Origin of the sequence: Chitinivorax sp. B, assembly GCF_005503445.1 — a bacterium.
GTDB lineage: Bacteria > Pseudomonadota > Gammaproteobacteria > Burkholderiales > SCOH01 > Chitinivorax.
The window spans coordinates 18,070-41,817 of sequence record NZ_SCOH01000026.1 but is presented as its reverse complement, the minus strand read 5'-3'; the positions used below and the strand labels follow the sequence as shown (position 1 = coordinate 41,817).

Sequence of the window (23,748 nt, the reverse complement as noted above, 5' to 3'; positions counted from 1 at the left end):
TTTCCAATGGTGTCGACAGATCGCTGTGGTGACAGGGGAATGTCATGCGTGCCATGCGTCTGGATGCTGCAAGTTGTACTTTACGGTTGAGTCGCGAATCCATTCCGACCATCGCGGCCGGGCAATTGCTTATTCAAGTTCGAGCCTGTGGCATCTGTCGTACCGACCTTCACGTGATTGATGGCGAGTTGCCTGACCCTAAGCCCAATGTGGTGCCTGGGCATGAGGTGGTGGGTGTTGTGCAGGCGATCGGTGAGTCAGTAGAAGGTTTTACGATTGGGCAACGTGTGGGCGTACCTTGGCTGGGATTCACTTGTGGCCATTGCCGTTATTGTCTGTCTGGTCATGAGAATCTGTGTGATACGCCACGTTTCACGGGTTATCAGATCGATGGTGGCTATGCAGACTATACCGTCGCAGATGCGCGTTACTGCTTTGCACTGCCGGATCGCTATACCGATCTGGAGGCCGCGCCCCTGCTGTGCGCCGGGTTGATCGGTTACCGGGCGTTGGCGATGGCAGGCGAGGCACGTAAGTTGGGTATTTACGGCTTTGGGGCTGCTGCCCACATTGTGGCGCAAGTCGCCCGATACCAGGGACGACAGGTATTTGCCTTTACTCGGCGTGACGATTGGGCAGCCCAGCAGCTTGCCTTGCAGCTGGGGGCCAGCTGGGTGGGTAGTGCAGATCAATCGCCACCGGAGCTACTGGACGCCGCATTGATCTTCGCCCCGGTTGGAGCCTTGGTGCCCGCTGCATTACAGGCTATTTGCAAAGGTGGCACGGTGGTTTGCGCTGGTATCCACATGAGCGACATTCCCGCTTTCCCTTATCACATCCTGTGGGGCGAGCGCCGTATCGTTTCGGTGGCCAATCTTACCCGCCAGGATGGGGAAGCGTTTCTGGCCTTGGCGCCGCAGGTCCCTGTCCACACTGTTGTACAGGCTTTTCCATTGGAGCAGGCCAATGAAGCCTTGCGCCGTCTTCGCAGCGGCGACATCAGTGGTGCGGCTGTACTGAATATCGCAGGTGACGCGCAGTCTTTACGGTGACCCCATGAGGTGTTTGCTATGGTGAAAGAAATGGGCAATCGACAATTTCGCTGCCGATTTGATCACCGGACATCGCATATCGAAAAAAGCTTGCCGTTTGCCCTATACAGCGAGTTGAGCAGGGCAGAACGAGGAGAGCGCCGTGAGCAGGATCAAGATCGTCAATTTCACCTATACCAGACGCGACGGTGTTTACACCGCAGTACGCATCAGCAAGGAAGAAGCACTACAACGCGGGTTGGGCACGGAGGGCCGCAACGGTGACAAGGTCACCGTCGACGGCGTGTTTTATCGGCGGTTGGCAGAAGGCGACGGCAAGTATGCCTGGTTCCGTACCACTGAGGTCGAAACACCCGAAATCGAAGGTACTGCCCCCTGATTGTTGTCGGCGTTACGTGTAGCGTGGCTGCACAGCCTGTGCCTTAGAACCTGTTCAAGGTCTGTGATGAGCGGCCACCAGTGGGGTGAAGCACAGCGCAAAAACCGGTGTATAGGTGTGATACATGAGGATGTTGAGCAGCACATGCGCCCTGATCGTAGTCGCGCAATAAGACCTTGAACAGATTCTTAGGCCCGGGGTTGGTTTCGACCACTGCAGATTGGTGAAGGAGAATGTTGTGGAGGCGGTGCGACCACACCAATCGATTACCAGTTTCTACCATCTTGCCCATGATTCATTAGCTGGGCGCGCCTGCCAAGGCTTAGCCTGTTTTGCAGCCAGGCATGATGCGCCGGTGCGTTGGCAGCAGGCACATGGCAGTACCCCGCCTTTGTTCTGCCTTGGGCAGTGTTATCGTGGGCCGGCAGCGTGTGGTGACGATGCGCCAGTCCACATCGGGCAACACGCTCGGCATGCTGTTCTTGTGGGTAACCTTGCGACAGGTGCATGCCGAGACCTGATGGGTTATTTGCAACGTGGTGGTGAACAAGCATTGCAGCAGGCACTGGCTACACCCGCGGCCGTGTTGTTGGATCTGCTGGCGGCTTCAGGGTTGCGAGGACGAGGTGGAGCAGGTTTCCCGACTGCGCGTAAATGGCTTGCCGTGGCACGTGCGAAGGGGCACTGCAAGTGTATTGTTGCCAATGCTGACGAAGGTGATCCAGGTGCCTTCAGTGATCGCCTGTTGCTGGAGGACGATCCGTTCCGGCTGATTGAAGCCATGGTGATTGCTGGCATCACGGTCGGGGCACAACAGGGCTACATCTACCTGCGCAAGGAATACCCTGAGGCCAGGGCCATTCTGCACCATGCCCTGGCGCAAGCCACACAAGCAGGATGGCTGGGGGATCATGTACTGGGATCAGTACATCGCTTCCATCTTGACTTGGTGGTCGGGCACGGTAGCTATATCTGTGGTGAAGAAACGGCCATGCTGAATGCCATTGAAGGCAAACGGCCGGACATTCGCCTGCGCCCTCCCCAATTGACTGAACACGGCCTGCATGGGATGCCGACCTTGGTCAACAACGTGGAAACGTTGTGTGCGGTGCCCTGGATCATCACCCATGGCCCCGACGCTTACGCTGCCATGGGTACTGCGAAGAGCCGTGGCAGCAAACTGTTGTCGCTCAACTCGCTGTTTCACCGACCTGGTTTGTACGAGGTGGAATTCGGTATCACATTGCGACAGATTGTCGACGATCTTGGCGGTGGGTTGCGGCGTGGGCAACTGAAAGGAGTGATGGTCGGTGGGCCCTTGGCGGGATTGGTGCCGCCGACCTTACTGGATACTCCGCTGGACTATGAAGCGCTGCAGGCCATCGGCTGTGCCGTTGGCCATGGTGGTGTGATTGCGTTTGCTGACGATACCTCGATGGCAGAGTTGGTTGCCGAGGTGTTTCGTTTTGGAGCGTTGGAGTCCTGTGGCAAATGTACGCCCTGTCGACTGGGGAGCCCAGCGCTGGCCCGGTTGTTTTCGGCCGTGATACGAGGGGAACGCATACATCGTCAGCGGTGGCAGGATCTGATCTCCGCATTGGCTGCCAGCAGCCTGTGCGGGCATGGTCGTGGTTTGGCTGAATTTGCACACGCCATCGAGCGCCACTACCCGGAGGAGTTGGCGACATGCTTCAAATAAGTATCAACGGCCAATCACACACACTGCCGGAAGGCACTAGCCTGCTACAGGCCCTTCGTAGTACTGGCAATGAGGTACCGCACCTTTGCCATGATGACCGACTCAAGCCGTTTGGCGGTTGCAGACTGTGTCTGGTTGAAGTGGCAGGAGAATCTCGTCCCGTTGCCAGCTGTACAGTCCTGGCCGTCGAAGGTATGGTGATCCGGACAGATACCCCGGCGCTGGCTGCCTTACGGCGCACCAATCTTGCGTTATTGGCCGAACATTATCCAGCTGCGGCGTTGACCAGTGAGCCGAATCATCCGTTCCATCAATTGCTGGCGGCCTATGGGCTGACGCCTGGTAGTCAGTCGATGTCACCCTGCTTTCAGGATGAGCACCACCCTTACCTGGGGGTAGCGATGGATCGATGCATTCACTGCGACCGTTGTGTGCGTATCTGTGAGGAGGTGCAGGGGCAGTTTGTGTGGGCAGTCTGGCAGCGTGGTGAACACCGTTATGTGGCACCTGCCCATGGCCATGATTTGCAAGAAGGTGGCTGTGTGGCGTGCGGTGCCTGTGTGGACAGTTGCCCGACCGGTGCGCTATTCGATAAACGCACTACCGAAACTGCAACGAAGTGGACGCGTAGCACCTGTGTCTATTGTGGCGTGGGGTGCCAGATGCAAGTTGGCAGCCGGGACGACAAAGTCGTGGCCGTGCGCCCGGCAGACAGCCCGGTCAATCGTGGGCATCTGTGTGTCAAAGGGCGATATGCGTTTGATTTTGTGCATGCCCCGGACCGCATCACCACGCCGATGATTCGCGATGGGGAGTGCTGGCGGCAAGTCAGCTGGGACGAGGCGCTTGATTTCACCGCGGCGAGACTCAAAGCCGTTATTGCGCAATATGGCGCTGACGCGGTAGGCGTACTGGGCTCGGCCCGGGCAACCAATGAAGAAAACTACCTGGCACAGAAATTCGCCCGGCTGGTATTGCGCACCAACAATGTCGACTGCTGTGCGCGTGTTTGCCATCTGCCATCCGCCAAGGCACTGAAAACCATGCTGGGCACAGGTGCGGCGACCAATGCTTTCGATGATATCGAGCAGGCGGGCGCGTTTCTGATCTGCGGTTGCAACCCGACCGAGAATCACCCGGTGATTGGCGCCCGTATCAAGCAGGCGGTGCTGAAGGGGGCACGTCTGATCGTGGTCGATCCAAGGCGTATCGAGCTGGCAGCGTATGCCGATCTGCATCTGCCGATTCGCCCTGGCCAGAATATTGCGCTGTTCAATGCCATGGCAGCGGTCATCATCGAAGAAGGGTTGATCGATGCTGACTTCATCTCACAGCGGGTTGATGAATTCGACACGTTTGCCGTATTTGTCCGCGACTTTGCTCCGGAGCGCGTGACAGATGGCTGTGGCGTGCCCGCCGCAACGATTCGGGCCGCCGCACGATTGTATGCCACCACCAAGCCAGCCATGTGCTTCCATGGTTTGGGGATGACGGAACACACACAAGGTACAGAAGGGGTCATGACATTGATCAACCTGGCTCTGCTGACAGGTAATCTGGGCAAGGCAGGCTGTGGCATCAATCCCTTGCGTGGGCAAAATAATGTGCAAGGCGCCGCACAGATGGGTTGTGAGCCTGCCACGCTGACTGGTGCACAAAGCATCAGTGAGGCTCGGGCGCGTTTTGAGGCCGTTTGGGGCGAATCGATACCAACTTCGCGCGGATTGGATCTGCTGGCGATGATGGATGCTGCGTCGACAGGCAGTTTCAAGGCGCTGTGGGCGTTTGGGTACGATGTCTATCTGTCTTTGGCAAATGCCAATCGGACAGCAACAGCATTACAGCAGCTGGAACTGGTCATCGTGCAGGATCTGTTTCTGAATGAAACGGCAAAGACATTTGGTTCGGTTTTTCTGCCGGCAGCTAGTGTGTTTGAAAAGGACGGCACGTTCATGAATTCGGATCGGCGGGTGCAACGGGTCCGGCGGGCGATCAAGCCAGTTGGCGAAGCACAACCCGACTGGTGGATCATTCAGCAGTTGGCTGCGCGGATGGGGCATCCACAGGGTTTTACATTCGGCAGCCCAGCTGCAATCTGGGATGAAGTTCGTACTGTGTGGCCAGCCGGAGCTGGCTTGAGTTACCAGCGCCTGGATCGGGAAAGCATCAACTGGCCTTGCCCCAGTGAGGATCATCCAGGTACGCCGGTGTTACATCGCGATCGATTTGCTTCAGGTGTGCGGGCTAGTCTGGCCTGCGTTCCTTTTCTCCCGACGCTGGAACAGTGCGATGCCGAGTATCCGCTGCTATTGATGACCGGGCGGACGCTGTATCACTTCAACGCGGGTACGATGACCTATCGTACGCCCAACAGGAATCTCCGCCCTGCAGATACGTTGGATATGTCCCCGGCCGATGCGGAAGGTTTGAACCTGTCGGATGGTGAGCAGGTGATAGTTCGCAGCCGCTACGGTGAGGTCATGCTGCCCTTGCACATTACTGACAAAGTGAAAGCCGGCGAATTGTATGCGACTTTCCACCGGCCAGATTTGTTCGTCAACCGGCTGACGTCGGGTTATCGTGATCGTATGGTCAATGCGCCGGAATATAAGGTGACGGCGGTACGTGTTGAACGGCAGGAATAAACGGTGGCAATTTACGGGTTTGATGTCTTTTCACCACGGGAAATCGCTGAGCGCATCGAGAATGTCGGTGTTACTAAAGCCAGGCTGCCACTATTGCAGATGGCGTTGTTGGGTGTATTGGCCGGGGCGTTCATCGGGTTGGGTGCCATGTATTTTGTACTGGTGATCAGCGACCAGTCTTTGGGGTTTGCCAGCAGCCGCCTTCTGGGTGGCGTGGTGTTCTCGTTGGGTTTGCTGTTGGTGGTGGTAGCCGGTGCTGAATTGTTTACCGGTAACAATCTGCTGGCGATGGCATGGGCAGATCGGCGTATTACCACATGGGAGCTGGTGCGCAACTGGCTGGTGGTGTGTCTCGCGAATTTTGTCGGTGCGGTGGGGCTGGCAATGTTGGTCGGGTTGTCTGGCTATCCCAACTTGAACGGTGGTGCAGTGGGTGAGCAAGTGGTCCAGTTGGCCATTGCCAAGTGTAGTACTCCTGCTGTGATATTGTTCTGGAAAGGCTTGCTGTGCAATGTGCTGGTATGCATGGCCGTGTGGATGGCAATGGCCGGTCGGAGTGTGATCGACAAGCTGGTGGCGGTAGTGTTTCCCGTTTCGGCATTTGTGGCAGCAGGGTTCGAACACAGCGTTGCCAACATGTACCTGATCCCGCAGGCGATGTTTTTGAAAGCTGCGATGCCACCCGGTATACCCTACCTTGATGCGCTCAGTTGGGGTGGCCTGTTTGCTAATCTCGGACCCGTTATCGCCGGCAATCTCGTGGGTGGCAGCGTGCTGGTGGCCTTGGTCTATCATCTGATCTATCGGCGTGGCTGATGGTTGATACTGCCTTTGTCCAAAGGAGCCCATCCTCATGATGCAGCTGACTTTCCTCGGGGCCACCGGTACGGTCACCGGCTCCAAGTATTTGGTGAGGACTGAGACACAGCGCGTACTGGTAGATTGTGGTTTATTTCAGGGCCTGAAATACCTGCGTTTGCGCAATTGGGCGCCACTGCCAGTTGATGCGGCCAGTATTGATTCAGTGGTGCTGACTCATGCCCACATCGACCATAGTGGCTACTTACCGCTGTTGGTCAAACAGGGATTCACTGGCAAGGTACATTGCAGCCATGCCACACGCGACCTGTGTGGAATCCTGTTGCGCGATGCGGCACATTTACAGGAAGCCGAAGCGGAGTATGCCAATCGGCATCATTTCTCCAAACACGAACCAGCGCTGCCCTTGTATACCCGGGAGGATGCTGAACAGGCACTGTCGATGCTGGTGTCGCATGCCTATGATCAGGATATCGAACTAGGTGAGGATTTGACATTCCGGTTGATACCGGCGGGCCATATATTGGGCGCATCCATGGTGCGATTGTCTCATGCTGGCAAGATATTGCTGTTTTCGGGAGATCTGGGACGAATGCGTGACCAGGTCATGATTGCGCCACGTCGTGTCGACCAAGCCGATTATCTGGTATTGGAGTCCACCTATGGTGATCGTCGGCACGATCCCGCCGACCCGACTATCAAGCTGGCGGAGGTTATCCGCCGTACGGCCGCACGCGGCGGCGCAGTGATCATCCCGGTATTTTCAGTAGGGCGCGCACAGGCCATTCTTTACTATCTCCACCAACTCAGGATCAGCCAGACTATTCCCTACCTTCCAGTCTATTTGGATAGCCCGATGGCTGCAGAGGCGACACGTATCTTTCAGCAACATCCAGGTGAGCATCGACTGACGCGGGGGCAATGTGAAGCGATGTGCAAGACGGCACGTGTGGTCACCAACGTGGACGAATCCAAACAACTGACGGCGCAGAGCGGGCCCATGGTGATTCTGGCGGGTAGTGGTATGGCGACTGGGGGGCGTGTCGTGCATCACATCAAATCGTTCGCACCTGATCATCGTAATACCATCCTGTTTTGTGGTTTTCAGGCAGCAGGCACACGTGGCGCGGCAATGTTGGGTGGAGCGGAAAGCGTCAAGATTCATGGCGAGTATGTTTCGATCAAGGCAGACGTTGAACTGCTTTCCAACTTGTCCGCCCATGCGGACTACACTGAAATCATGGACTGGTTGGGCAGTTTTGTCCGACCGCCGAATACCGTATTCATCACGCATGGCGAGCCTGTTGCGGCTGATGCATTACGACACCATATCGAGGAACAGAAGCATTGGCGTTGTCTGGTGCCTGATTATCTGCAGACCATTGAATTACAGTGATCCATTCGGCAATGGGCAAGGTATTCAGGCATGCCAGGTCAACGCCTTATTTTGGATGCAAGCATGCGTCTCAAACTTATTTCCATCTTTGGATTATTTGGCGGATTGTTATCTGGTTGCGCCAGTATGTTGCCCTCTTGGGAGGCCGACCCGAAGGTCAGATGGCAGACATATGAACAGCTATCCGAGCAGTTCGCAGCCATCACCCCCTATGTCACCGAGATTGCGGAACTGAAGCAAATGGGTCTGCACCCGGAAGCCGAGCCCAATATTACCGTGGTTGGCTATGCTGATGTGATTGCTCGATTTGTGCCATTGGGGGTATCTGAATCTGGCCAATTGGATGCGGGGGTACGGGATTGTCTGATGGCGAAACAGCGCTGTGTTGCTTACAAGGTGGACTTTCTGCGTGAAGATCGCAAACGGGTGGGAAATTTCGCGGTGGATTTCCTGGGCTTCAAGCGCAAGGTCGATGTGCAAGGTTGGCACTTCACCGGCATGATCGTTATGGTCGATGGGAAGGTAGTGTACAAGGACAGTGGCGGAACACCGACGATTCGCCGCCACGAGGAGCAGACTAACCCACTTGGGCCATTGCAAGGACTGGGTGATTCGTTCCGACCATCTGTTCGCTGAGGCAAGATTGGTTACATAGACAAACCCGGTCATGACAGTACTTTTGAATTCGCGTTGGCAGCGCTGAAAACATACTGATTGCCCCCCATTTTTTTCGCGCGGTACATTGCTTGATCTGCCATCTCTATCAGTGTCTCGATGGTAATGGCATCGACTGGAAACAGGCTGATGCCAATACTGGCGCTGATATGGGTGTCCTTGTCGTCAATCTGGAACCGCTCATTCAGTGCTTTCAGTATCCGTTCGGCGACAAATGCGCAATCCTGTTGGGCGTTATCACTGTTGAGAATCACGGTGAATTCATCGCCGCTGTAACGTGCCACCGCATCTTCACTTCGAACACATTGGCTGAGACGGCTAGCCACCATGCATAGCAGGATATCCCCGGCATGATGGCCCAACGTGTCGTTCACGGGCTTGAAACCATCCAGATCCAGGAACAGCAGGCCGAAGGTCTCATGGTGGCGCTGCGCGTGTTCTATCTGGTGCCGCAGCAGGTGATTGAACAGGGATCGATTCGGCAAACCTGTCAATGCATCGTGCGAGGCTTCAAAGGACAACTGTTTGGTGCGTTTCCGCTCTTCCGTTGCATCATGCAGCACGATGACTATGCCACCTGAGGTACCGCTGGCCTTACGTGTGAGTTCGCTTGTGAAATCGATGGCGATCAGTTGTCCAACGCGTTTCTTCAACAAGGCTGGCTTGGCTCGGGCAGGCTGGCAGGTCGGATCGACTGGAAGCTGTGCTATTACATCCAGCCGTTGCTGCGTGGTGTCATCCAACAATGTCAGGATAGCCGGCAATGGTTGATTGACCATTTCGGTTGCCGCAAGGTCGATTAAGGCTTCTGCCGACCGATTGACGAATTGAATGATATGGGCTTCATTGGTGTAGATGACGCCATCGGTAATTGCTTGCAAAATAACCTGTAGCCGCTCTTTTTCTTCAAACAGGATGTTTTCGAAATGCTTGCGTTGGCGTATATCGAATACCGTTGTCCGGGAATAGACGAACTCACCGTCATGGTCACGTACACTGCTGGCACGGACCAGCGCTGGTAGTGACGCCCCGTCTTTGCATTTCAGGTTGAATTCGATATCGGTGATTTGGCCTTGTTGCTTGAGTTGGGAAAAACTGGTCTGGAAATTGGTGGCGCAGTCAGGTTGCAACAGGTCGAGAAAATTCATTCTTCCTTCAACTTCCAGTCGGGAATAACCCAGCCATTGCAATTCGGTATCATTGATCTTGATGATCGTGCCATCCGCCGCCAGTGAGTGATAGCCGCAAGGTGCATGGTTGTACAGATCCTGTATCCGTTCCGCGTAATTCTGTATCAACTGTTCTCTGTGCTGACGCTCCGCTACTTCAGCTTTCAAGTTGGCATTGGCGGTGGCCAGCTCTTGAGTACGATCGGTTACCAATGACTGCAAATGATCCCGGTGCTGCAACAGCTCCTGCTCCAGTTGCCAATGCTGCGTCATATCCCGCATGATGCCAATGAACAGGCGACCATGTTCAAGCGAGGCTTCGCCGATTGATAGATGGGCTGGGAAGCATTCCCCATTGCTGCGCTTCGCCGTGACATTTCGCCCTTTTCCAATAATGGCGGGGGGCGCGCCACGCAAATACCGCTTGACATATTCCGGATGATGACTAGTTTCAGGTTCTGGCATCAGACAGGAAACGTCGCGACCAATTACCTCCTGCGCACGGTATCCGAACATCCGTTCGGCACCCGGATTGAAATCCATGATGCAACCTTGTTCGTCCATCGTCACGATGGCATCCACCGCAGTCTGGACGATTGCTTGCATTCTGGCCTCAGTACTGATTCTGAGTCTTGTTGGACCGTCAAGTGATTGATTGGTGCGACGCCTCACCAATGCCCTTCGGCCAAGATAAGCCAAAAGTACACTTAAAGTGATGATGGTAACGGTCAACATACTGGGCACAAACATCAGTAAGGCTCCAACGGTGCGATCGAATTGCTTTATTGTTGAGCTCGCATGGCAAGCTGTCTTCCAAGTTTCACGGAGGCGGGTTGAAGACTAGGTTTAAACATAGCCCATACCTTGAAGGCAATATGTATTCAGGGTGTTATTGGCGGGGGTGGTGGGTCAGTATTCCAGTTTGGAACTGGCAGACAAGCGCGTACAATCGCGGTCAATTTTGTTGACGAAAGTATTTGAGCGATGAAACGTACTGATCTGGAAAAGAATCGTGGTTTGAAGATCAATGACAAGCTGGCCAAGAGTACGGCCCCCAGCCGCTTTGGTGCAGATTCTGCAGCCATCCCTGATCGCCGCGAGCAACGGCGACTGGATCAGGCAGCCGGCTTGGTGCCCTTTGCCGTGAAGCTGCCCGGCGATCTGGTGAAAAAGTTACAGGCAATGGCCACGGAACGTAATGTGCCAATCGGTGATCTGGTGGCAGCACTGCTGGCAAAGCAATTCGACTGAGGTGTAATAGACACGATGGCCGGGTCTTTTCAATGCACGCATGCCTTGGCACATGAAGATGGTCGATCGGTCATCATGACTGGCAAAGTGACGGCAGGTTTATTGTCCACTGGCATGCTGTTGCAGATTATTCTGGATAGTGGTTTTGCCATCCAGCTGCCCATTTCGGCGACACAGGGTAACGAATCGCTGGTAGTCGACTGTGATGATGCAGAAGGCGTCGAGATGGTGCTGGATCTGGCCGCGGGTGGTGAGCAATTCCAATTGGTCAAAGAGGACTGAGTCACATTGACGTGATTGTCATCCAATGCGGTGCAAATCCTGACGTCCCTCTAGCGTCACTACATAACGCCATAACATTTGCCCGGACAGGTGATACTTCCGCTCGAACGGAGTCAGAAACTGGGTGGGCTGCCATGACTCAATGGCAGCCTGCCGACCCGTCAACATGTTGACGGCCAATGCCAGCTCTTCAACGTAAATTCGCCAGTTGCTGCGGCACTCCAGGATGCCACCCAAACCTAGTAGCGTTGGCCATATTGGGTGACCATGCCAGCGCCGGCCCACATGTTCTGCTTTGGGCCAGGGATTCTGGTAAAGCAGATAATGCCTTGCCAACGGTAGTTGTGCATCGAACCAGAGCCGCCAGAAATCCACCAGATCGGCTCGAACGCAAACAAAATTGTCCGGTAGTACCTCCCCCATGATTGTCTTCTGCCGTGTGATACGGTCTTCCGACTGATCCACACCGATCACCCAATGATCCGGAAAGGCGCGCGCCAACTGAATGGTTGACCAACCAACACCACAACCGGCATCCAGTATCAAAGGCATCTGACGGTCCCAACCTTGCAGACTGTCTTCGAATGCTCGGCGATTGTAATCAGTGATGGGTTTGAGAAAACGACTAGTCACGTGTCGGTTGACAAGGTCAGCCAGCTTGTCATGCGGGCCGGATTGATTGCTGGTAACGGGTCGGGATAGGGATTGCATGATGGAGATCCAGATTGAAGCTGCAATTTTATTCGATTTCTGCAAGGTTCGAATCAGCCATGCCAGACAAGATCCATGCATGTTTACGTATTGTTACAACTGTCGTTGCAGTGCCCAGCTACACGATTCAGCTTTGGTTCAGTATGCAGGCGCCATACTCCGCCTCAACAGCAGCACTTTGTGTGCGGATCGTCATCGGACAGTCTGCCAGCAAGGTCAACTCACCAAGTCACGCTACCTTTCATGGGTAGCCCTGCCAAGGGGGAACATCATGCACATCATCAAATTCAGCCTGGTCGGCTTGGGCTTGATCTTGGCGCTGGGTACACCCCAAGCACACGCTGACCGATTCGACGAACGTGCCGTCATTGGTGCGACTGTAGGCGGAGCGTTGGGCGCAGCCATTGGCGATCGGGTCGATGGACGCCACGGCGCCATCGTAGGTGCGGCCATTGGTGGCGCAACGGGTGCTGCAATTGGTTCACGCGAAACACGACGACGTGAAGTCGTGCGTGAGCGAGAGATCATCTATGTGGATCGCCCTGTTCGTTACTACTATCCGGAACCTCGCGAGCGCATTGTCGTGGTACCGGAACGACCACGCCATGTCTGGGTGGTGGATGATCGAGGCAGACCGTACCGCCACTGGGGGCATGGTCGCCATAGACATCATCATGGCAATGGTCACGGTCACTGGAAACATCATCGGCACGATTGGGACGACTGATCGGGTTGATTCAGTAAACAGGCTTGTCCGCCTGGGTTGATAGCATTGCTAGTCCGCAGCAATGTGATTGCCAAACGGACCCGGCGCTTCTCTCTGTCTCCCTCTGCGGCATATCGATCAATGGTCGGTGTATCGTGGACTCAGCGCCGGTTGCTTCCTCCCATTTGTGGCCGGCTTCATGCCGGCCTTTTTTCTTGTCAGGGCAGCCGAATCTTGAAAAACGAGACAGTTTGCCGCAGCCGTTGCGCCAATTGATTGAGATCACTAGTGGCTGAGACTGAGCGTTGAACCGCAGTCGAATTCTCTTCGGCCATATTGGCAATTTTCTCAATGTGCTTGGCGACCGCTGTACTTGCGGCCTGTTGCTCCCGTAGCGCATCTGCAATCTCGCAAATCACCCGGGCTGACTGGCCAGACATATCCCGGATTGAAACAATGGCATCCCCTGCCTTACCGGCATGGGCTACGCCCAGATTGACCTCGGAGACTTCTCGTTCCATGCTGGCAGATACTTCTCGTGTCCCACGCTGGATATTGCCGACCATGCGGTTGATTTCAGCTGTGGCAACGGTTGTCCGTTCCGCCAGCTTTCGGACCTCATCGGCCACGACCGCGAAGCCCCGACCCATTTCGCCTGCACGGGCTGCTTCAATGGAAGCGTTCAAGGCCAGCAGGTTGGTCTGATCGGCCACTTCGCGGATGACCGCCACTACCTTACCAATTTCCTCGGATTGCGAGGTCAGTTGTTGAATGGCAGCATTTGCATCGTTGACTACCGAGGAAATGGTATGCATGGTGCGAACCGCATTGCCAATCACCTCGTTGCCTGTATCGGTGGCATTGACCGCATCCTTACTCAAGGTTTGGGCCTGATCGGCATATTCCGCACTGTGTGCAATACTGGTGACCAGCTGTTCGGTGGCTGCGGCTACCGAGCCGGCTGCTTCCGATTGGGTATGCGACGCCGCAGAAATACTGTGGGTAGTACTGGCTAATTGATCGGCCGACTGTGCCAATTGGTCGCAAGCTGCCAGGGTTTGGTCGACAAAATCGCGTAACCGCTTTTGCATGATGGTCATACTGGCCAGCAAGCTGGACTGATCATCAGGCCTAAGGTCGATGGGCGTATCCAGCCGTCCGGCTGTGATATCACTTACGATCTGTGCTGCATAGCGTGGCTCGCCGCCAAGCTGAGCAATCAGCGATCGATACATCGCTACAAACAGCACCAGAGTGACAACAATTGCCAGTACTGCAATGCCAACGTGGATGTTCCTGTCAGTTTGCAGGCGTTGGATGCGGGTAAGCAATAGGGCATCCAGTTGCTTGAGCGTTGTCTCTGTCAGCTGCAGGGTTAGCGATTGCAATTGCTCGAAGTCACGTTGCAGGTTGGCAGGTGCCGCATCCAGTTGCTCCCCTAGAACAGAAACCTGGATCAGTTCACTGAACTGGTTCTGACGCTGTGCAAGCGTCGAGGTCGTATCACCAAAGACGGTTGCCAGATCCTTGTTATAGGCAAATACCTTGCTGAAGTTGGTCTGCATGGCATCCTGCGCGTTGCGCAGCAGCGGTTTCAGCTCGATCAAGCGGGTTTTTGCCGTTGCGTCCAATTGCTTGGTAGTCAACGCGATACTGGCCAGTCGGTACTGTTCGCCGAGCAAGGTGATCATCGTGGGTAACCTGGCGCAGACATTATCCATCAGGTAATAGCTGTCGATGTCCGGGTCCAATGTGAGATTGGAGTTGTCACAAGCCGCACCCATCAATGCCATCGTATGCGTAGTGGGTTCTTCGGACTGGCCCTTGGTCGGCCAGCTTTCCTTGAGTGATTGCCAGGTACCATCTGTGTTCAACTGTTTGCCAGCTTGCTGCTGATGGGTCTGAAGGGCCGTCAGGCCTTGATTGATGGTATTACCCAGATCGGGCTGAGCAGCGTGTCGATAGGCCGCAAATTGCGTCAATAGTCTGGGAATCGGTTCAATGTAGCGAGTGCCAACCCGTTCCAGAGCAGAAAATTCAATATTGGTTTGTGAGGTTTTATATAAAGATGTGGAAATGTAAGACATTGCCAGCAGGATGACGGCCCCGACCAGTACAAAAGTGTGGGATAACGACAACTTGTTCAGGTGTTGCTGAATGAAACGCATGCTGGCCTCCTCATTTGGCGGCGCGTTACCAATGGTGGAGCTGCTTGTTGTTATATATGATTTTGATTAAGTGGTTCAATCTGGTTATAGCATTCCATTTCCAGCAATCCAATTAGATGATTTGGTTGCTGGAACAAATGTTTGCTTGTTAGGGTCACATGCTTTGGTTTGTAACGTGCCAAGGTCTGTCGTCAACCCGACAACTGTCTGCAGGTTGCTTCCGCTATAATTCCCTTTTTCCGCTTCGGCACTTACATTACTCAAGTTGTCCATGAACGCATTCCAGAAAGTTGTCCTGGCGTTCGCCTGCCTTGCCGGCGCCGCCCACGTTGCCAGTGCGAATACACTATTGATTCCACCGGTTCCCGAAATTGCCGCCAAGGCTTATCTGCTGACTGATTACTATAGTGGGCAGACGCTGGCAGCACGAGATGAAGCCAAGCGTATCGAACCGGCCAGCCTGACCAAGTTGATGACTGCCTATTTGACCTTCAAGGCAGTCAAACAAGGCACGCTCAAGCTGGATCAGGTCATCCCGGTTTCCAACGCCGCGTATAAGAAAGAGGGCTCGGTGATGTTCATCGACCCGAAGATTCCTGTCACAGTGAACGAACTGGTTCATGGCATGATCATCCAGTCAGGCAACGATGCCTGCATCGCGTTGGCCGAAGCTATTGCCGGCAGCGAAGATGTGTTTGCTCAGTTGATGAACAAAGAAGCACAGCGGTTGGGTATGGCCAATACGCGTTTCATGAATTCCACCGGTCTACCTCACCCGGAGCATTACACGACGGCGCGTGATCTGGGGATTCTAGCCAGTGCAATCATTCGTGATTTTCCAGAGTTCTATCCAATCTATTCTCAAAAGGAATACACCTATAACAAGATCAAGCAGCCTAACCGCAACCTGCTGCTATGGCGTGATCCGAACATAGATGGCATGAAGACAGGCCATACCGATAGTGCTGGTTTTTGCCTGATTGCATCAGCCAAACGTGAGGGCCGCCGGGTGATCTCAGTGGTATTGGGTGCAGCCAACGAGAACGTACGGGCGACCGAGTCCTCAAAGCTGTTGAATTGGGGCTTGCAGTTCTACGATACGCCGAAACTATATGGCGCCAATCAGGCTTTACAACAGATCCAGGTCTGGAAGGGTACGTCAGACAATGTTGCAGTTGGCTTCCGTAGCGATTTGTATTTGTCGTTGCCCAAGGGGGCTGCCAGTCGGATCAAGGCCAGTATCACCACACAGCAACCGATGGTAGCACCGGTTGCTGCGGGTCAACGTGTCGGCAAGATTTCGCTGACGCTTGATGGCAAGTCACTGGGTGAATACCCTGTGGTGGCATTGAGCAGCGTACCTCAAGCCGGCTTCGTGGGCCGGGCCTGGGATAGCTTGCGCCTGATGTTCAAGTAGTCGCGCCATTTGACCCGCCCCTGTCGGTAAGGCATGGGCGGGTTTCGCTTTTTGGAGCCTGGCATGTCATGGTGTTTCGTTCGTGATGGTGCATTGGCGGATGTACCCAGACTGGCCGAGTTGTCAGCACAATTGGGTTATCCGATTGAGCAGGCTGTTATGGCAACCAATTTGCAGGTGATGGCAGCATGACCCGTTTCGTGCTGTTTGGGTTGCTGAGGTGGACGAGCAAGTAATTGGCTGGGCAGCAGTTGAGCGCCATGTTTATCTTGAGGTGCCAATGCGTGCCGAAATCACTGGCTTGGTGGTAGATGAGGCACGGCGCTGTCGTGGTGTAGCCCGGGAGCTGGTGATACGCATCAAAGCTTGGGTGTTGCAACAAGATTTGAAGCAGATATCCGTAAAATCTGGGGTGCATCGTACAGCCGCCCAGCTGTTTTATCAGCAACAAGGTTTTCAACTGGCCAAGACAAGGCGGGGTCTCATGTTTGAATACAAACCGGGTGCTGAGGATGTGCTGAATAGGCCAGCCGATAGCAATATTAGAATGGCTTGATATTACTGAATGTCGGTACAATTTAAAGATAGCCAATCCAATTTCTGAACATACTCGCTCATGATTTATCTCAATGGCCAATGGCAGGTACTTGAACAGGCGCAGGTTTCCGTTCTTGACCGAGGCTTTTTGTTTGGTGACGGGGTATATGAAGTCATCCCGGTTTATTCCCGACACCCGTTTCGGCTGGATGAACATTTGAGTAGACTGGAAGCCAGTTTGGCGTCAGTCAAGCTCGCCAACCCATATGCACGGGATGCTTGGCGTGAACTGGTACGCGAAGCGATCGCCCGGCAGCCGTTCGATGATCAGTCGGTCTACCTACAGGTAACACGTGGTGCTGGACCGAACCGTGATTTTCCGTTCCCGCCTTCAGCAACGCCCACTGTGTTGATCTACCCAATGCCGTTGATTACCCCAGATGCCCAAACCAAGGCAAAAGGTGTCAGTGCCATTACCAAAGAAGATTTTCGCTGGCTGCGTTGTGATATCAAATCAATCGCATTGCTTGCCAATGTATTGTTACGTAATGAAGCGATTGCGGCAGGGTGTGCTGAATCGGTATTGCTGCGTGATGGCATGTTGACCGAAGGGGCGGCGAGTAACATTTTTGTGGTGAAGAATGGCGTGCTGCTGGCACCACCCAAATCGAATCTGATGCTGTCTGGTATCACCTACGATCTTGTGCTGGAACTGGCTCACCGTCATCAGGTGCCACATGAGGTTCGCCTGATCAGCGAGGCAGAAGTGCGTGCCGCTGATGAGTTATGGATGACCTCATCAACCAAGGAAGTGTTGGCCATCACGACGCTGGACGGTTTTCCGGTTGGTGATGGTAGGCCTGGGCCGATGAATGCGCAGATGGATGCGCTGTATCAAGCCTATAAAGACTCGGTTTTACGTCAAGGAGGTGACGCATGAGTCAGCAGCAGGAAACCTTGATTGAGTTCCCATGTCGGTTCCCGATCAAAGTCATGGGTGTGCGCACCGACGATTTCGCACAAACCATTCACGACATCACTCGCCAACATGCACCTGATTTCGAATCGACAGATCTGGAGATGAGGGTAAGCAAGAATGGCAACTATCTGTCTGTGACCGTTACCATTAACGCCACATCGAAACAACAACTGGATGCCCTGTATCTGGCATTCACCGGGCACCCAATGGTTAAGGTGGTATTCTGAGCAGCTTGCCGTTTGTACGTCCCGCAATCGTGGAAGATGCCGCTGCATTCAGTCTGGTTGCACAGGCCGCTAAAGCGCATTGGGGTTATCCGCAGCAATGGCTACATGTATGGCGGCCGCAACTGACGATCAGTGCCGAGCAGATCGTCAGTGGCTGTTATCACGCGTTGCAGTTGGGTGATGAGGTAATCGGATTGATTGGTCTGACGTTCGAAGCAGATCATGCCAACCTGGTGGATTGCTGGTTATTGCCGACATATATGGGCAAGGGCTGGGGTCGCATGTTGATTGATGCGGCTATTGCCAGTGCACGTGTCAAAGGGCTGGAACGTATGCTGATCGAATCAGACCCTTATGCACGCGGCTTTTATGAGCATATCGGTGCTGTCTTGATAGGGTGGGTCGATCGCCCGGTATTGGGTGACGACCGCAAGCTACCATTGCTGTGCCTGAATTTGAAAGAGTCGAACTGATGTCGTGGCAGGTCAAGCGCTTGGGCCTGGTGCCCTATGAGTCGACGGTACAGTCCATGGAATCGCTCACATTGACGCGCGATGCCGATACACAGGACGAATTGTGGCTGTTACAACATCCCCCTACCTATACCTTGGGGCTCGCCGGCAAACCAGAGCACCTGTTGCAGGCCACGGACATTCCAGTCGTACGTACCGAACGTGGTGGGCAGATCACCTACCATGGGCCTGGCCAGCTGGTGGGTTATCTGTTGCTGGATGTACGCAGGTTGGGGTACGGCGTGCGGGAGCTGGTACGGCGGATGGAGCAATCCATCATTGATTTCCTGGCTGACCATGGCGTAACGGCCTACGGCCGCGAAGATGCGCCCGGTGTGTATGTGGACGGCGCCAAGATTGCCTCGCTGGGACTCCGAATCAAGAACGGCTGTTGTTACCACGGCCTGGCATTGAATGTGGACATGGATTTGACACCCTTTGGCTGGATTAATCCATGCGGCTATGCCAACATGCCGATTACTCAATTGAAAGATCAGGGAATTTCTCTCCCGATCGACGAAGTGGCAAACCAATTGGCTCGCCATCTTGAATGCAACATCGTGCCACAAGCACAGGAACTGTGATGACTGATCAAGCCGAAAAAGTGAAACTCAAGGGTGCCGACAAGACAGCGCGTATCCCCATCAAGATCGTCCCGCTCGAACAAAAGCTGCCCAAGCCAGACTGGATTCGCGTTCGTTCGCCGTCCAGCACCCGTTTCTATGAGATCAAACAGATCCTGCGCGAGCAAAAACTGCATACTGTCTGTGAAGAGGCCAGCTGTCCGAACATTGGCGAATGTTTCGGTAAAGGCACGGCCACCTTCATGATCATGGGGGACATCTGTACCCGGCGCTGTCCCTTCTGTGATGTCGGCCATGGCCGTCCGCAGCCGCTGGATCAGGAAGAACCCCAGCACTTGGCGGAAACCATTGCCGCGCTCAAGCTGAACTATGTTGTGATCACCTCTGTTGACCGCGATGACCTGCGTGATGGTGGTGCTCAGCATTTTGTGGATTGCATCACCAAGACTCGCGAGTTGAGTCCCAAGACCACCATCGAAGTGCTGGTACCGGATTTCCGTGGCCGCCTGGACACCGCACTGGAAATCTTTGGTAATGGGTTGCCGGATGTGATGAACCACAATCTGGAAACCGTGCCCCGCTTGTATAAGGCGGCCCGCCCCGGTTCTGACTATGCTCATTCGCTCAAACTGCTGAAAGAGTTCAAAGCCCGTTACCCAGGCATCCCGACCAAGTCCGGCATCATGGTCGGCTTGGGTGAAGAGGACGACGAAATCCTGCAAGTCATGCGTGACATGCGTGAACACGATATCGACATGCTGACACTGGGCCAGTACCTGCAACCATCCAATGGCCACCTGCCGGTATTGCGCTACATGCACCCGGATCGTTTCAAATGGTTTGAGGAACAGGCCTACGCCATGGGCTTCAAGCACGCGGCCGTGGGCGCAATGGTCCGCAGTAGTTACCACGCGGATCAGCAGGCCCATCATGCTGGTGTGACAGAAAGCGCCAATTTGGTAGGTTGATCAAGATGACTGGCTCGGTTGAAAAATCGGGCCAGTATTCTTTTTAGGAAGTGAAATCCTGCCTTAGAAATGGGGATATCTCTTAATGTTGTCCATTACCCTGCAAAATTTTGTCGACACGTTTCAGCCCGATAAAACTGTTCAACCCGTCGATTCCGTATTGATCAACGCGTACCGCGGTCTGTTACCGGATAGTTTGCTGGAGCTATGGGCCAAAGTTGGTTTGGGGCGTTATGGTGATGGCCTGATTCAATTGATCAATCCAGATGAGTATCGAGCGTTGTTATGCGGCTGGTTGATGCGGGAAGAAGATGAAGGTGATCGATTGCCAATTGCCATCTCGGCATTCGGCCGAGTGTTCTATTACCGGCGCTTGAGTGACGATGGCGATGAAGATGTGGCAGTGCTTGATCCGCATTACCGCAATGGAAATGTACTGGATTGGTCCCTGGATGCCTTCTTCAATGACACGCTGTGTGATGGTGAGGCGATCGAGAGCCTGTTGGAGCGTGGATTCTTCAATCAAGCAGTGGGTCGGCTTGGGCCATTGGCTGACGGGCAAATCTATTTCTATACCCCGGCATTGGCGCTGGGTGGGGTCGCTGATGTGGATCATCTGGACAAAGGTGATGCTGTCGTGCACCTGGATTTGTTGCTGCAAATGGCCTTGGGTGGTGAATAAGTCCGTTGTTGCCCCACGTTAACCAGGACGACGTGTAATTCAAATACCAGACTTTGCTCGATTCGCCATGACAGATAGGCTGAATCGGGCTGGTCATCCAGCTATGTGGCACGTTTCCGATGATCGTTCCAAGAGATCGCAACGTGCCATGCTTAACGGGCAATGGTTGCCTGTCATCTTGCTGACTTCTTGTTCCGTGAAAATGCCGGTTTTATTCCGGATGGGGCAAGTGATATGTCGCTGGAAAATCCCTCTCGTAGAAGTTTTATTGCTGCTGGCGCTGCAGGATTGGTAACAGTCCCGAGCTTCTCCCAGACCATTGCTCGTGCCTTGGCGACACCTGCTCATCAGGGCTCAGGAGGGCTTGGGGATGTGGAGCATATTGTTTTCCTGATGCAGGAGAACCGGTCTTTCGATCACTACTTTGGCACGTCGGCCGGGGTGCGTGGTTTCAATGATCCGCGGGCGATTTCACTGCCATCCGGTCAATCCGTCTGGTATCAACCTGGCGGCAATGGTCATGTATTGCCGTATCACTTTGATGTACGTAACACCAATGCATTGAAGGTTGGGTTGGATCATTCCTGGAAGGGGACCGAAGCAGCCTGGAAGGATTGGAATGTCTGGGTCAAACGTAAAAGCGCGCGTTGTATGGGTTATTTCAACCGTGCCGATCTGCCGTTCTACTATGCATTGGCTGATGCGTTTACCGTATGCGATGCCTATCACTGCTCAGTATTCGGGCCGACTGACCCCAATCGCCTCTACGCCCTGAGTGGGCATTCCAACAGTTATGTCACCGGTTTGCAGGATAGCCGGCTCTATAACGTCAACAATGGTACTTACAATGCAGATATTGCCAATGACAACCGAGCGGCCACGGGGTTGGAATGGCAGAGTTATGCAGAAGTACTGGAAGCCAATGGTATCAGCTGGAAGGTGTATCAGGAGTGGGACAACTATGGTGACAACTATCTCCAGTATTTCAAAGCCTTCCGGGTTGATGCATCTGGTCGGCGTTTACCTCCTGAGTCACCGTACTATCGACGGGGCCGGGCCATGTCGCCAGGATCAACGGCAGGTAATGCACTTGGAACAACCGGTCAATGGCTGATTGACGATTTTGCGGCTGATGTACGATCAGGCCGGCTGCCACAAGTGTCGTGGATCTGCGCGCCGACTGAATATTGCGAACATCCATCCTGCACCCCCAATGCAGGTGAACATTTCACCGCACGCTTGCTGGCCGCATTGGTTGATAACCCGGCGGTGTGGTCGAAGACCGTTTTGATCATTACCTATGACGAGAATGATGGCTTTTTCGACCATATGCCGGCCACCATGCCGCCGCTGAAAGCCAGCCAAGGCCGTACCACTTTACCCAATGCCTTGCAAGGCGAGGTTTACAACAATGCTGAACCAATTGGTTTGGGGCCACGCGTACCAACCCTGGTGGTATCACCGTGGAGTAAGGGTGGTCGCATCAATTCACAATTGTTCGATCACACCTCGCTGATCCGTTTGTTGGAAACATGGCTGGTACAAGGTAAGGGATTGCCACGCAGTAAGGTTGAATGTGGGTTGATCTCGTCATGGCGCCGGGCAGTCTGCGGTGACATGACCAGCCTTTTCAATTTTGCCAACCCGAATGCAAGCTGGCCGAACAGCGTGCCGCGTAGCGCCAGCTATTTCAAAGATTGGGGGAGCCGCGATGCTTTGCCACCTGCGGTTCAAACCCTGCCTCGGCAAGAAACAGTGGCCAATGCCCCGCCACGACGGGCTTGCCCACTGCCCTACCGATCATTAGTCAATGGCGCCGCAATGGGTGATGCTCGTCAATATGGGCTCAGTTTCGCTAATACGGGCAATGTGGCGGCGACGTTTATCGTGTACTCCTTACTGCGTCGCGATGGGCCATGGCATTACACGGTGGAGGTTGGGAAGCGGATTGATCTGGAAAGCTGGAATTGGCCTGACAACCAGTACCATTTGCACGTGCTCAGCAACAATGGGTTTGCGCGTGAATTCAGCGGTCAGTTGGATGGCTTCTCACGCAAGACGGAGGTAACGCTACAAGAAGAACCAGCTAATGCCAGTATTCGGCTGACTTTTACCAACCAAGGTACCCAGGCTTGCCGCTTCAAGCTGGCCGACAACGCCTATGGTGACCGTGCCATCTTGATGATTGATGTTCCCGCTGGGCAAAGCCGCAGTTTTGTCAGAGCATTGGGTTATAGCTATGGCTGGTATGACCTGGGCGTCACGCTGGAAGGGAACAGCACCTACTGGCGTCGGCTGGCAGGCCATCTTGAAGGTGCTGGGTTGGACTACACCGACCCAGTACTCAACGGCCAGGCACAAGCTACTCCTTCGCCATTACCTGTGCCTGTTCCAACCCCAACACCTGTTGTGTCGTTTACTGCCAGTACCAGTCAGATGCGTGTCGGTGAAATCCTGACTTTGTATTGGCAAGGCTTACCAGCAGGCAGCAAGCATTGGATTGGGGTGTATCGACAGGGGCAGGTTCCAGGTACTAACAGTTCATTGAAATGGAACTATCTGTCTGCCAGCGCAGGCAGCCAACTGCTAGGTGGATTGGGCGAGGGCGGTTATTTTCTTGGGCTGTTCCTGCATGATGGCTATGAAGAAGCCGCCCCGCGCCTGAATTTACGGGTTGTCAAACTGGGCGATGTGAACGCCGATGGGCGAGTTGATGCTGCAGATCGAGACACGTTGCGCAGCGCACTGGGTAGCTGTGCAGGCCAATCACGTTACCAGCCACTGGCCAATTTTGACACGGACAGCTGCATTACCCAGGCCGACTATCGTAGTTGGTATGAAGTGTTCAGCAAGCAATGAAGGTACTTTATCAACGCAAACAGGGGCGCTT

At 54.2% G+C, this 23,748-nt stretch carries 23 protein-coding genes and 1 pseudogene; 20 read left to right on the top strand and 4 right to left on the bottom strand.

The window, feature by feature from the left end; genetic code table 11:
- Window positions 1–44: 44 nt before the first annotated feature.
- The 7 genes from FFS57_RS15855 (at window position 45) to FFS57_RS15825 (ending at window position 8,626) form a co-directional block, all read left to right on the top strand.
- Window positions 45–1,052 (top strand): zinc-dependent alcohol dehydrogenase family protein, encoded by a 1,008-nt coding sequence (locus tag FFS57_RS15855; RefSeq protein WP_137938785.1) that lies wholly within the window; start codon window positions 45–47, stop codon window positions 1,050–1,052.
- Between the two features lie 142 nt (window positions 1,053–1,194).
- Window positions 1,195–1,431, top strand: coding sequence for a hypothetical protein (locus FFS57_RS15850; protein WP_137938784.1), 237 nt, complete (start codon window positions 1,195–1,197; stop codon window positions 1,429–1,431).
- A gap of 223 nt (window positions 1,432–1,654) precedes the next feature.
- On the top strand, window positions 1,655–3,130 hold the full coding sequence (locus FFS57_RS15845; RefSeq protein ID WP_249384017.1) for a complex I 51 kDa subunit family protein: 1,476 nt from the start codon (window positions 1,655–1,657) through the stop codon (window positions 3,128–3,130).
- A complete protein-coding gene (gene fdhF, locus FFS57_RS15840) occupies window positions 3,118–5,775 on the top strand; it encodes a formate dehydrogenase subunit alpha (protein WP_137938782.1) in 2,658 nt (885 codons plus the stop codon). Before FFS57_RS15845 ends, fdhF begins: the two co-directional genes overlap by 13 nt.
- 3 nt (window positions 5,776–5,778) lie before the next feature.
- A complete protein-coding gene (locus FFS57_RS15835) occupies window positions 5,779–6,591 on the top strand; it encodes a formate/nitrite transporter family protein (RefSeq protein ID WP_137938781.1) in 813 nt (270 codons plus the stop codon).
- Window positions 6,592–6,631: 40 nt separating this feature from the next.
- A complete protein-coding gene (locus FFS57_RS15830; RefSeq protein WP_137938823.1) occupies window positions 6,632–7,990 on the top strand; it encodes an MBL fold metallo-hydrolase in 1,359 nt (452 codons plus the stop codon).
- 63 nt (window positions 7,991–8,053) lie between these two features.
- Complete coding sequence (locus tag FFS57_RS15825) at window positions 8,054–8,626, top strand: hypothetical protein (RefSeq protein ID WP_137938780.1); 573 nt, start codon at window positions 8,054–8,056, stop codon at window positions 8,624–8,626.
- A 29-nt stretch (window positions 8,627–8,655) separates the two neighbouring features.
- Here the strand turns inward: FFS57_RS15825 and FFS57_RS15820 are convergent, their stop codons facing one another.
- Window positions 8,656–10,440: a sensor domain-containing protein gene (locus FFS57_RS15820; RefSeq protein ID WP_171013992.1), complete on the bottom strand. Its 1,785-nt coding sequence runs from the start codon at window positions 10,438–10,440 to the stop codon at window positions 8,656–8,658.
- A gap of 378 nt (window positions 10,441–10,818) precedes the next feature.
- Between FFS57_RS15820 and FFS57_RS15815 the strand changes: the two genes are divergently transcribed.
- The gene (locus FFS57_RS15815) at window positions 10,819–11,085 is read left to right on the top strand and encodes a hypothetical protein (protein WP_137938778.1); all 267 of its coding nucleotides are present in this window, start codon (window positions 10,819–10,821) and stop codon (window positions 11,083–11,085) included.
- A 15-nt stretch (window positions 11,086–11,100) separates the two neighbouring features.
- Window positions 11,101–11,367 carry a hypothetical protein gene (locus tag FFS57_RS15810; RefSeq protein ID WP_137938777.1) on the top strand — a complete coding sequence of 89 codons (267 nt, stop codon included), beginning with the start codon at window positions 11,101–11,103 and terminating at the stop codon, window positions 11,365–11,367.
- A gap of 18 nt (window positions 11,368–11,385) precedes the next feature.
- Here FFS57_RS15810 and trmB read toward each other — a convergent pair whose 3' ends face one another.
- Window positions 11,386–12,078 carry a tRNA (guanine(46)-N(7))-methyltransferase TrmB gene (gene trmB / locus FFS57_RS15805; protein WP_137938776.1) on the bottom strand — a complete coding sequence of 231 codons (693 nt, stop codon included), beginning with the start codon at window positions 12,076–12,078 and terminating at the stop codon, window positions 11,386–11,388.
- Between the two features lie 271 nt (window positions 12,079–12,349).
- On the opposite strand from trmB, the gene FFS57_RS15800 reads away from it, so the two are divergent.
- The gene (locus FFS57_RS15800; protein WP_137938775.1) at window positions 12,350–12,805 is read left to right on the top strand and encodes a YMGG-like glycine zipper-containing protein; all 456 of its coding nucleotides are present in this window, start codon (window positions 12,350–12,352) and stop codon (window positions 12,803–12,805) included.
- A gap of 197 nt (window positions 12,806–13,002) precedes the next feature.
- On the opposite strand, the gene FFS57_RS15795 is transcribed toward FFS57_RS15800, so the two are convergent.
- Window positions 13,003–14,952, bottom strand: a complete 1,950-nt coding sequence (locus FFS57_RS15795) for a methyl-accepting chemotaxis protein (protein ID WP_137938774.1) — start codon at window positions 14,950–14,952, stop codon at window positions 13,003–13,005.
- Window positions 14,953–15,036: 84 nt separating this feature from the next.
- A complete protein-coding gene (locus FFS57_RS15790) occupies window positions 15,037–15,225 on the bottom strand; it encodes a hypothetical protein (protein WP_137938773.1) in 189 nt (62 codons plus the stop codon).
- Here FFS57_RS15790 and FFS57_RS15785 point away from each other — a divergent pair.
- The 10 genes and pseudogenes from FFS57_RS15785 to FFS57_RS15745 all read left to right on the top strand — a co-directional run bounded on the left by FFS57_RS15785 (window position 15,224) and on the right by FFS57_RS15745 (window position 23,717).
- Window positions 15,224–16,369, top strand: a complete 1,146-nt coding sequence (locus FFS57_RS15785; RefSeq protein ID WP_137938772.1) for a D-alanyl-D-alanine carboxypeptidase family protein — start codon at window positions 15,224–15,226, stop codon at window positions 16,367–16,369. The genes FFS57_RS15790 and FFS57_RS15785 overlap by 2 nt on opposite strands.
- A 63-nt stretch (window positions 16,370–16,432) precedes the next feature.
- A complete protein-coding gene (locus FFS57_RS26125) occupies window positions 16,433–16,561 on the top strand; it encodes a hypothetical protein (RefSeq protein WP_283204916.1) in 129 nt (42 codons plus the stop codon).
- 22 nt (window positions 16,562–16,583) lie between these two features.
- A pseudogene (locus tag FFS57_RS15780) lies at window positions 16,584–16,925 on the top strand (GNAT family N-acetyltransferase); the annotation flags it as partial.
- 60 nt (window positions 16,926–16,985) lie between these two features.
- Complete coding sequence (locus FFS57_RS15775) at window positions 16,986–17,846, top strand: D-amino acid aminotransferase (RefSeq protein ID WP_137938770.1); 861 nt, start codon at window positions 16,986–16,988, stop codon at window positions 17,844–17,846.
- Window positions 17,843–18,112, top strand: coding sequence for an HP0495 family protein (locus FFS57_RS15770; protein WP_137938769.1), 270 nt, complete (start codon window positions 17,843–17,845; stop codon window positions 18,110–18,112). The genes FFS57_RS15775 and FFS57_RS15770 overlap by 4 nt, the downstream gene beginning before the upstream one ends.
- Window positions 18,113–18,117: 5 nt before the next feature.
- A complete protein-coding gene (locus tag FFS57_RS15765) occupies window positions 18,118–18,585 on the top strand; it encodes a GNAT family N-acetyltransferase (RefSeq protein ID WP_171013991.1) in 468 nt (155 codons plus the stop codon).
- Window positions 18,585–19,208: a lipoyl(octanoyl) transferase LipB gene (gene lipB, locus FFS57_RS15760; RefSeq protein ID WP_137938767.1), complete on the top strand. Its 624-nt coding sequence runs from the start codon at window positions 18,585–18,587 to the stop codon at window positions 19,206–19,208. The genes FFS57_RS15765 and lipB overlap by 1 nt, the downstream gene beginning before the upstream one ends.
- Complete coding sequence (lipA, locus tag FFS57_RS15755; protein WP_137938766.1) at window positions 19,208–20,176, top strand: lipoyl synthase; 969 nt, start codon at window positions 19,208–19,210, stop codon at window positions 20,174–20,176. The genes lipB and lipA overlap by 1 nt, the downstream gene beginning before the upstream one ends.
- 85 nt (window positions 20,177–20,261) lie before the next feature.
- On the top strand, window positions 20,262–20,858 hold the full coding sequence (locus FFS57_RS15750) for a GAD-like domain-containing protein (protein WP_249384016.1): 597 nt from the start codon (window positions 20,262–20,264) through the stop codon (window positions 20,856–20,858).
- Between the two features lie 162 nt (window positions 20,859–21,020).
- Window positions 21,021–23,717 (top strand): phosphocholine-specific phospholipase C, encoded by a 2,697-nt coding sequence (locus FFS57_RS15745; RefSeq protein ID WP_137938765.1) that lies wholly within the window; start codon window positions 21,021–21,023, stop codon window positions 23,715–23,717.
- The last annotated feature ends 31 nt before the right edge of the window (window positions 23,718–23,748 follow it).

Excerpts from the sequence above, each read along its gene's own strand:
- FFS57_RS15855 (WP_137938785.1), top strand. The coding sequence starts at position 45 with ATGCGTGCCATGCGTCTGGATGCTGCAAGTTGTACTTTACGGTTGAGT.
- fdhF (WP_137938782.1), top strand. The coding sequence starts at position 3,118 with ATGCTTCAAATAAGTATCAACGGCCAATCACACACACTGCCGGAAGGC.
- FFS57_RS15830 (WP_137938823.1), top strand. The coding sequence starts at position 6,632 with ATGCAGCTGACTTTCCTCGGGGCCACCGGTACGGTCACCGGCTCCAAG.
- FFS57_RS15825 (WP_137938780.1), top strand. The coding sequence starts at position 8,054 with ATGCGTCTCAAACTTATTTCCATCTTTGGATTATTTGGCGGATTGTTA.
- FFS57_RS15820 (WP_171013992.1), bottom strand. The coding sequence starts at position 10,440 with ATGCAAGCAATCGTCCAGACTGCGGTGGATGCCATCGTGACGATGGAC.
- FFS57_RS15815 (WP_137938778.1), top strand. The coding sequence starts at position 10,819 with ATGAAACGTACTGATCTGGAAAAGAATCGTGGTTTGAAGATCAATGAC.
- FFS57_RS15810 (WP_137938777.1), top strand. The coding sequence starts at position 11,101 with ATGGCCGGGTCTTTTCAATGCACGCATGCCTTGGCACATGAAGATGGT.
- trmB (WP_137938776.1), bottom strand. The coding sequence starts at position 12,078 with ATGCAATCCCTATCCCGACCCGTTACCAGCAATCAATCCGGCCCGCAT.
- FFS57_RS15800 (WP_137938775.1), top strand. The coding sequence starts at position 12,350 with ATGCACATCATCAAATTCAGCCTGGTCGGCTTGGGCTTGATCTTGGCG.
- FFS57_RS15795 (WP_137938774.1), bottom strand. The coding sequence starts at position 14,952 with ATGCGTTTCATTCAGCAACACCTGAACAAGTTGTCGTTATCCCACACT.
- FFS57_RS15785 (WP_137938772.1), top strand. The coding sequence starts at position 15,224 with ATGAACGCATTCCAGAAAGTTGTCCTGGCGTTCGCCTGCCTTGCCGGC.
- FFS57_RS15790 (WP_137938773.1), bottom strand. The coding sequence starts at position 15,225 with ATGGACAACTTGAGTAATGTAAGTGCCGAAGCGGAAAAAGGGAATTAT.
- FFS57_RS26125 (WP_283204916.1), top strand. The coding sequence starts at position 16,433 with ATGTCATGGTGTTTCGTTCGTGATGGTGCATTGGCGGATGTACCCAGA.
- FFS57_RS15775 (WP_137938770.1), top strand. The coding sequence starts at position 16,986 with ATGATTTATCTCAATGGCCAATGGCAGGTACTTGAACAGGCGCAGGTT.
- FFS57_RS15770 (WP_137938769.1), top strand. The coding sequence starts at position 17,843 with ATGAGTCAGCAGCAGGAAACCTTGATTGAGTTCCCATGTCGGTTCCCG.
- lipB (WP_137938767.1), top strand. The coding sequence starts at position 18,585 with ATGTCGTGGCAGGTCAAGCGCTTGGGCCTGGTGCCCTATGAGTCGACG.
- lipA (WP_137938766.1), top strand. The coding sequence starts at position 19,208 with ATGACTGATCAAGCCGAAAAAGTGAAACTCAAGGGTGCCGACAAGACA.
- FFS57_RS15750 (WP_249384016.1), top strand. The coding sequence starts at position 20,262 with ATGTTGTCCATTACCCTGCAAAATTTTGTCGACACGTTTCAGCCCGAT.
- FFS57_RS15745 (WP_137938765.1), top strand. The coding sequence starts at position 21,021 with ATGGTTGCCTGTCATCTTGCTGACTTCTTGTTCCGTGAAAATGCCGGT.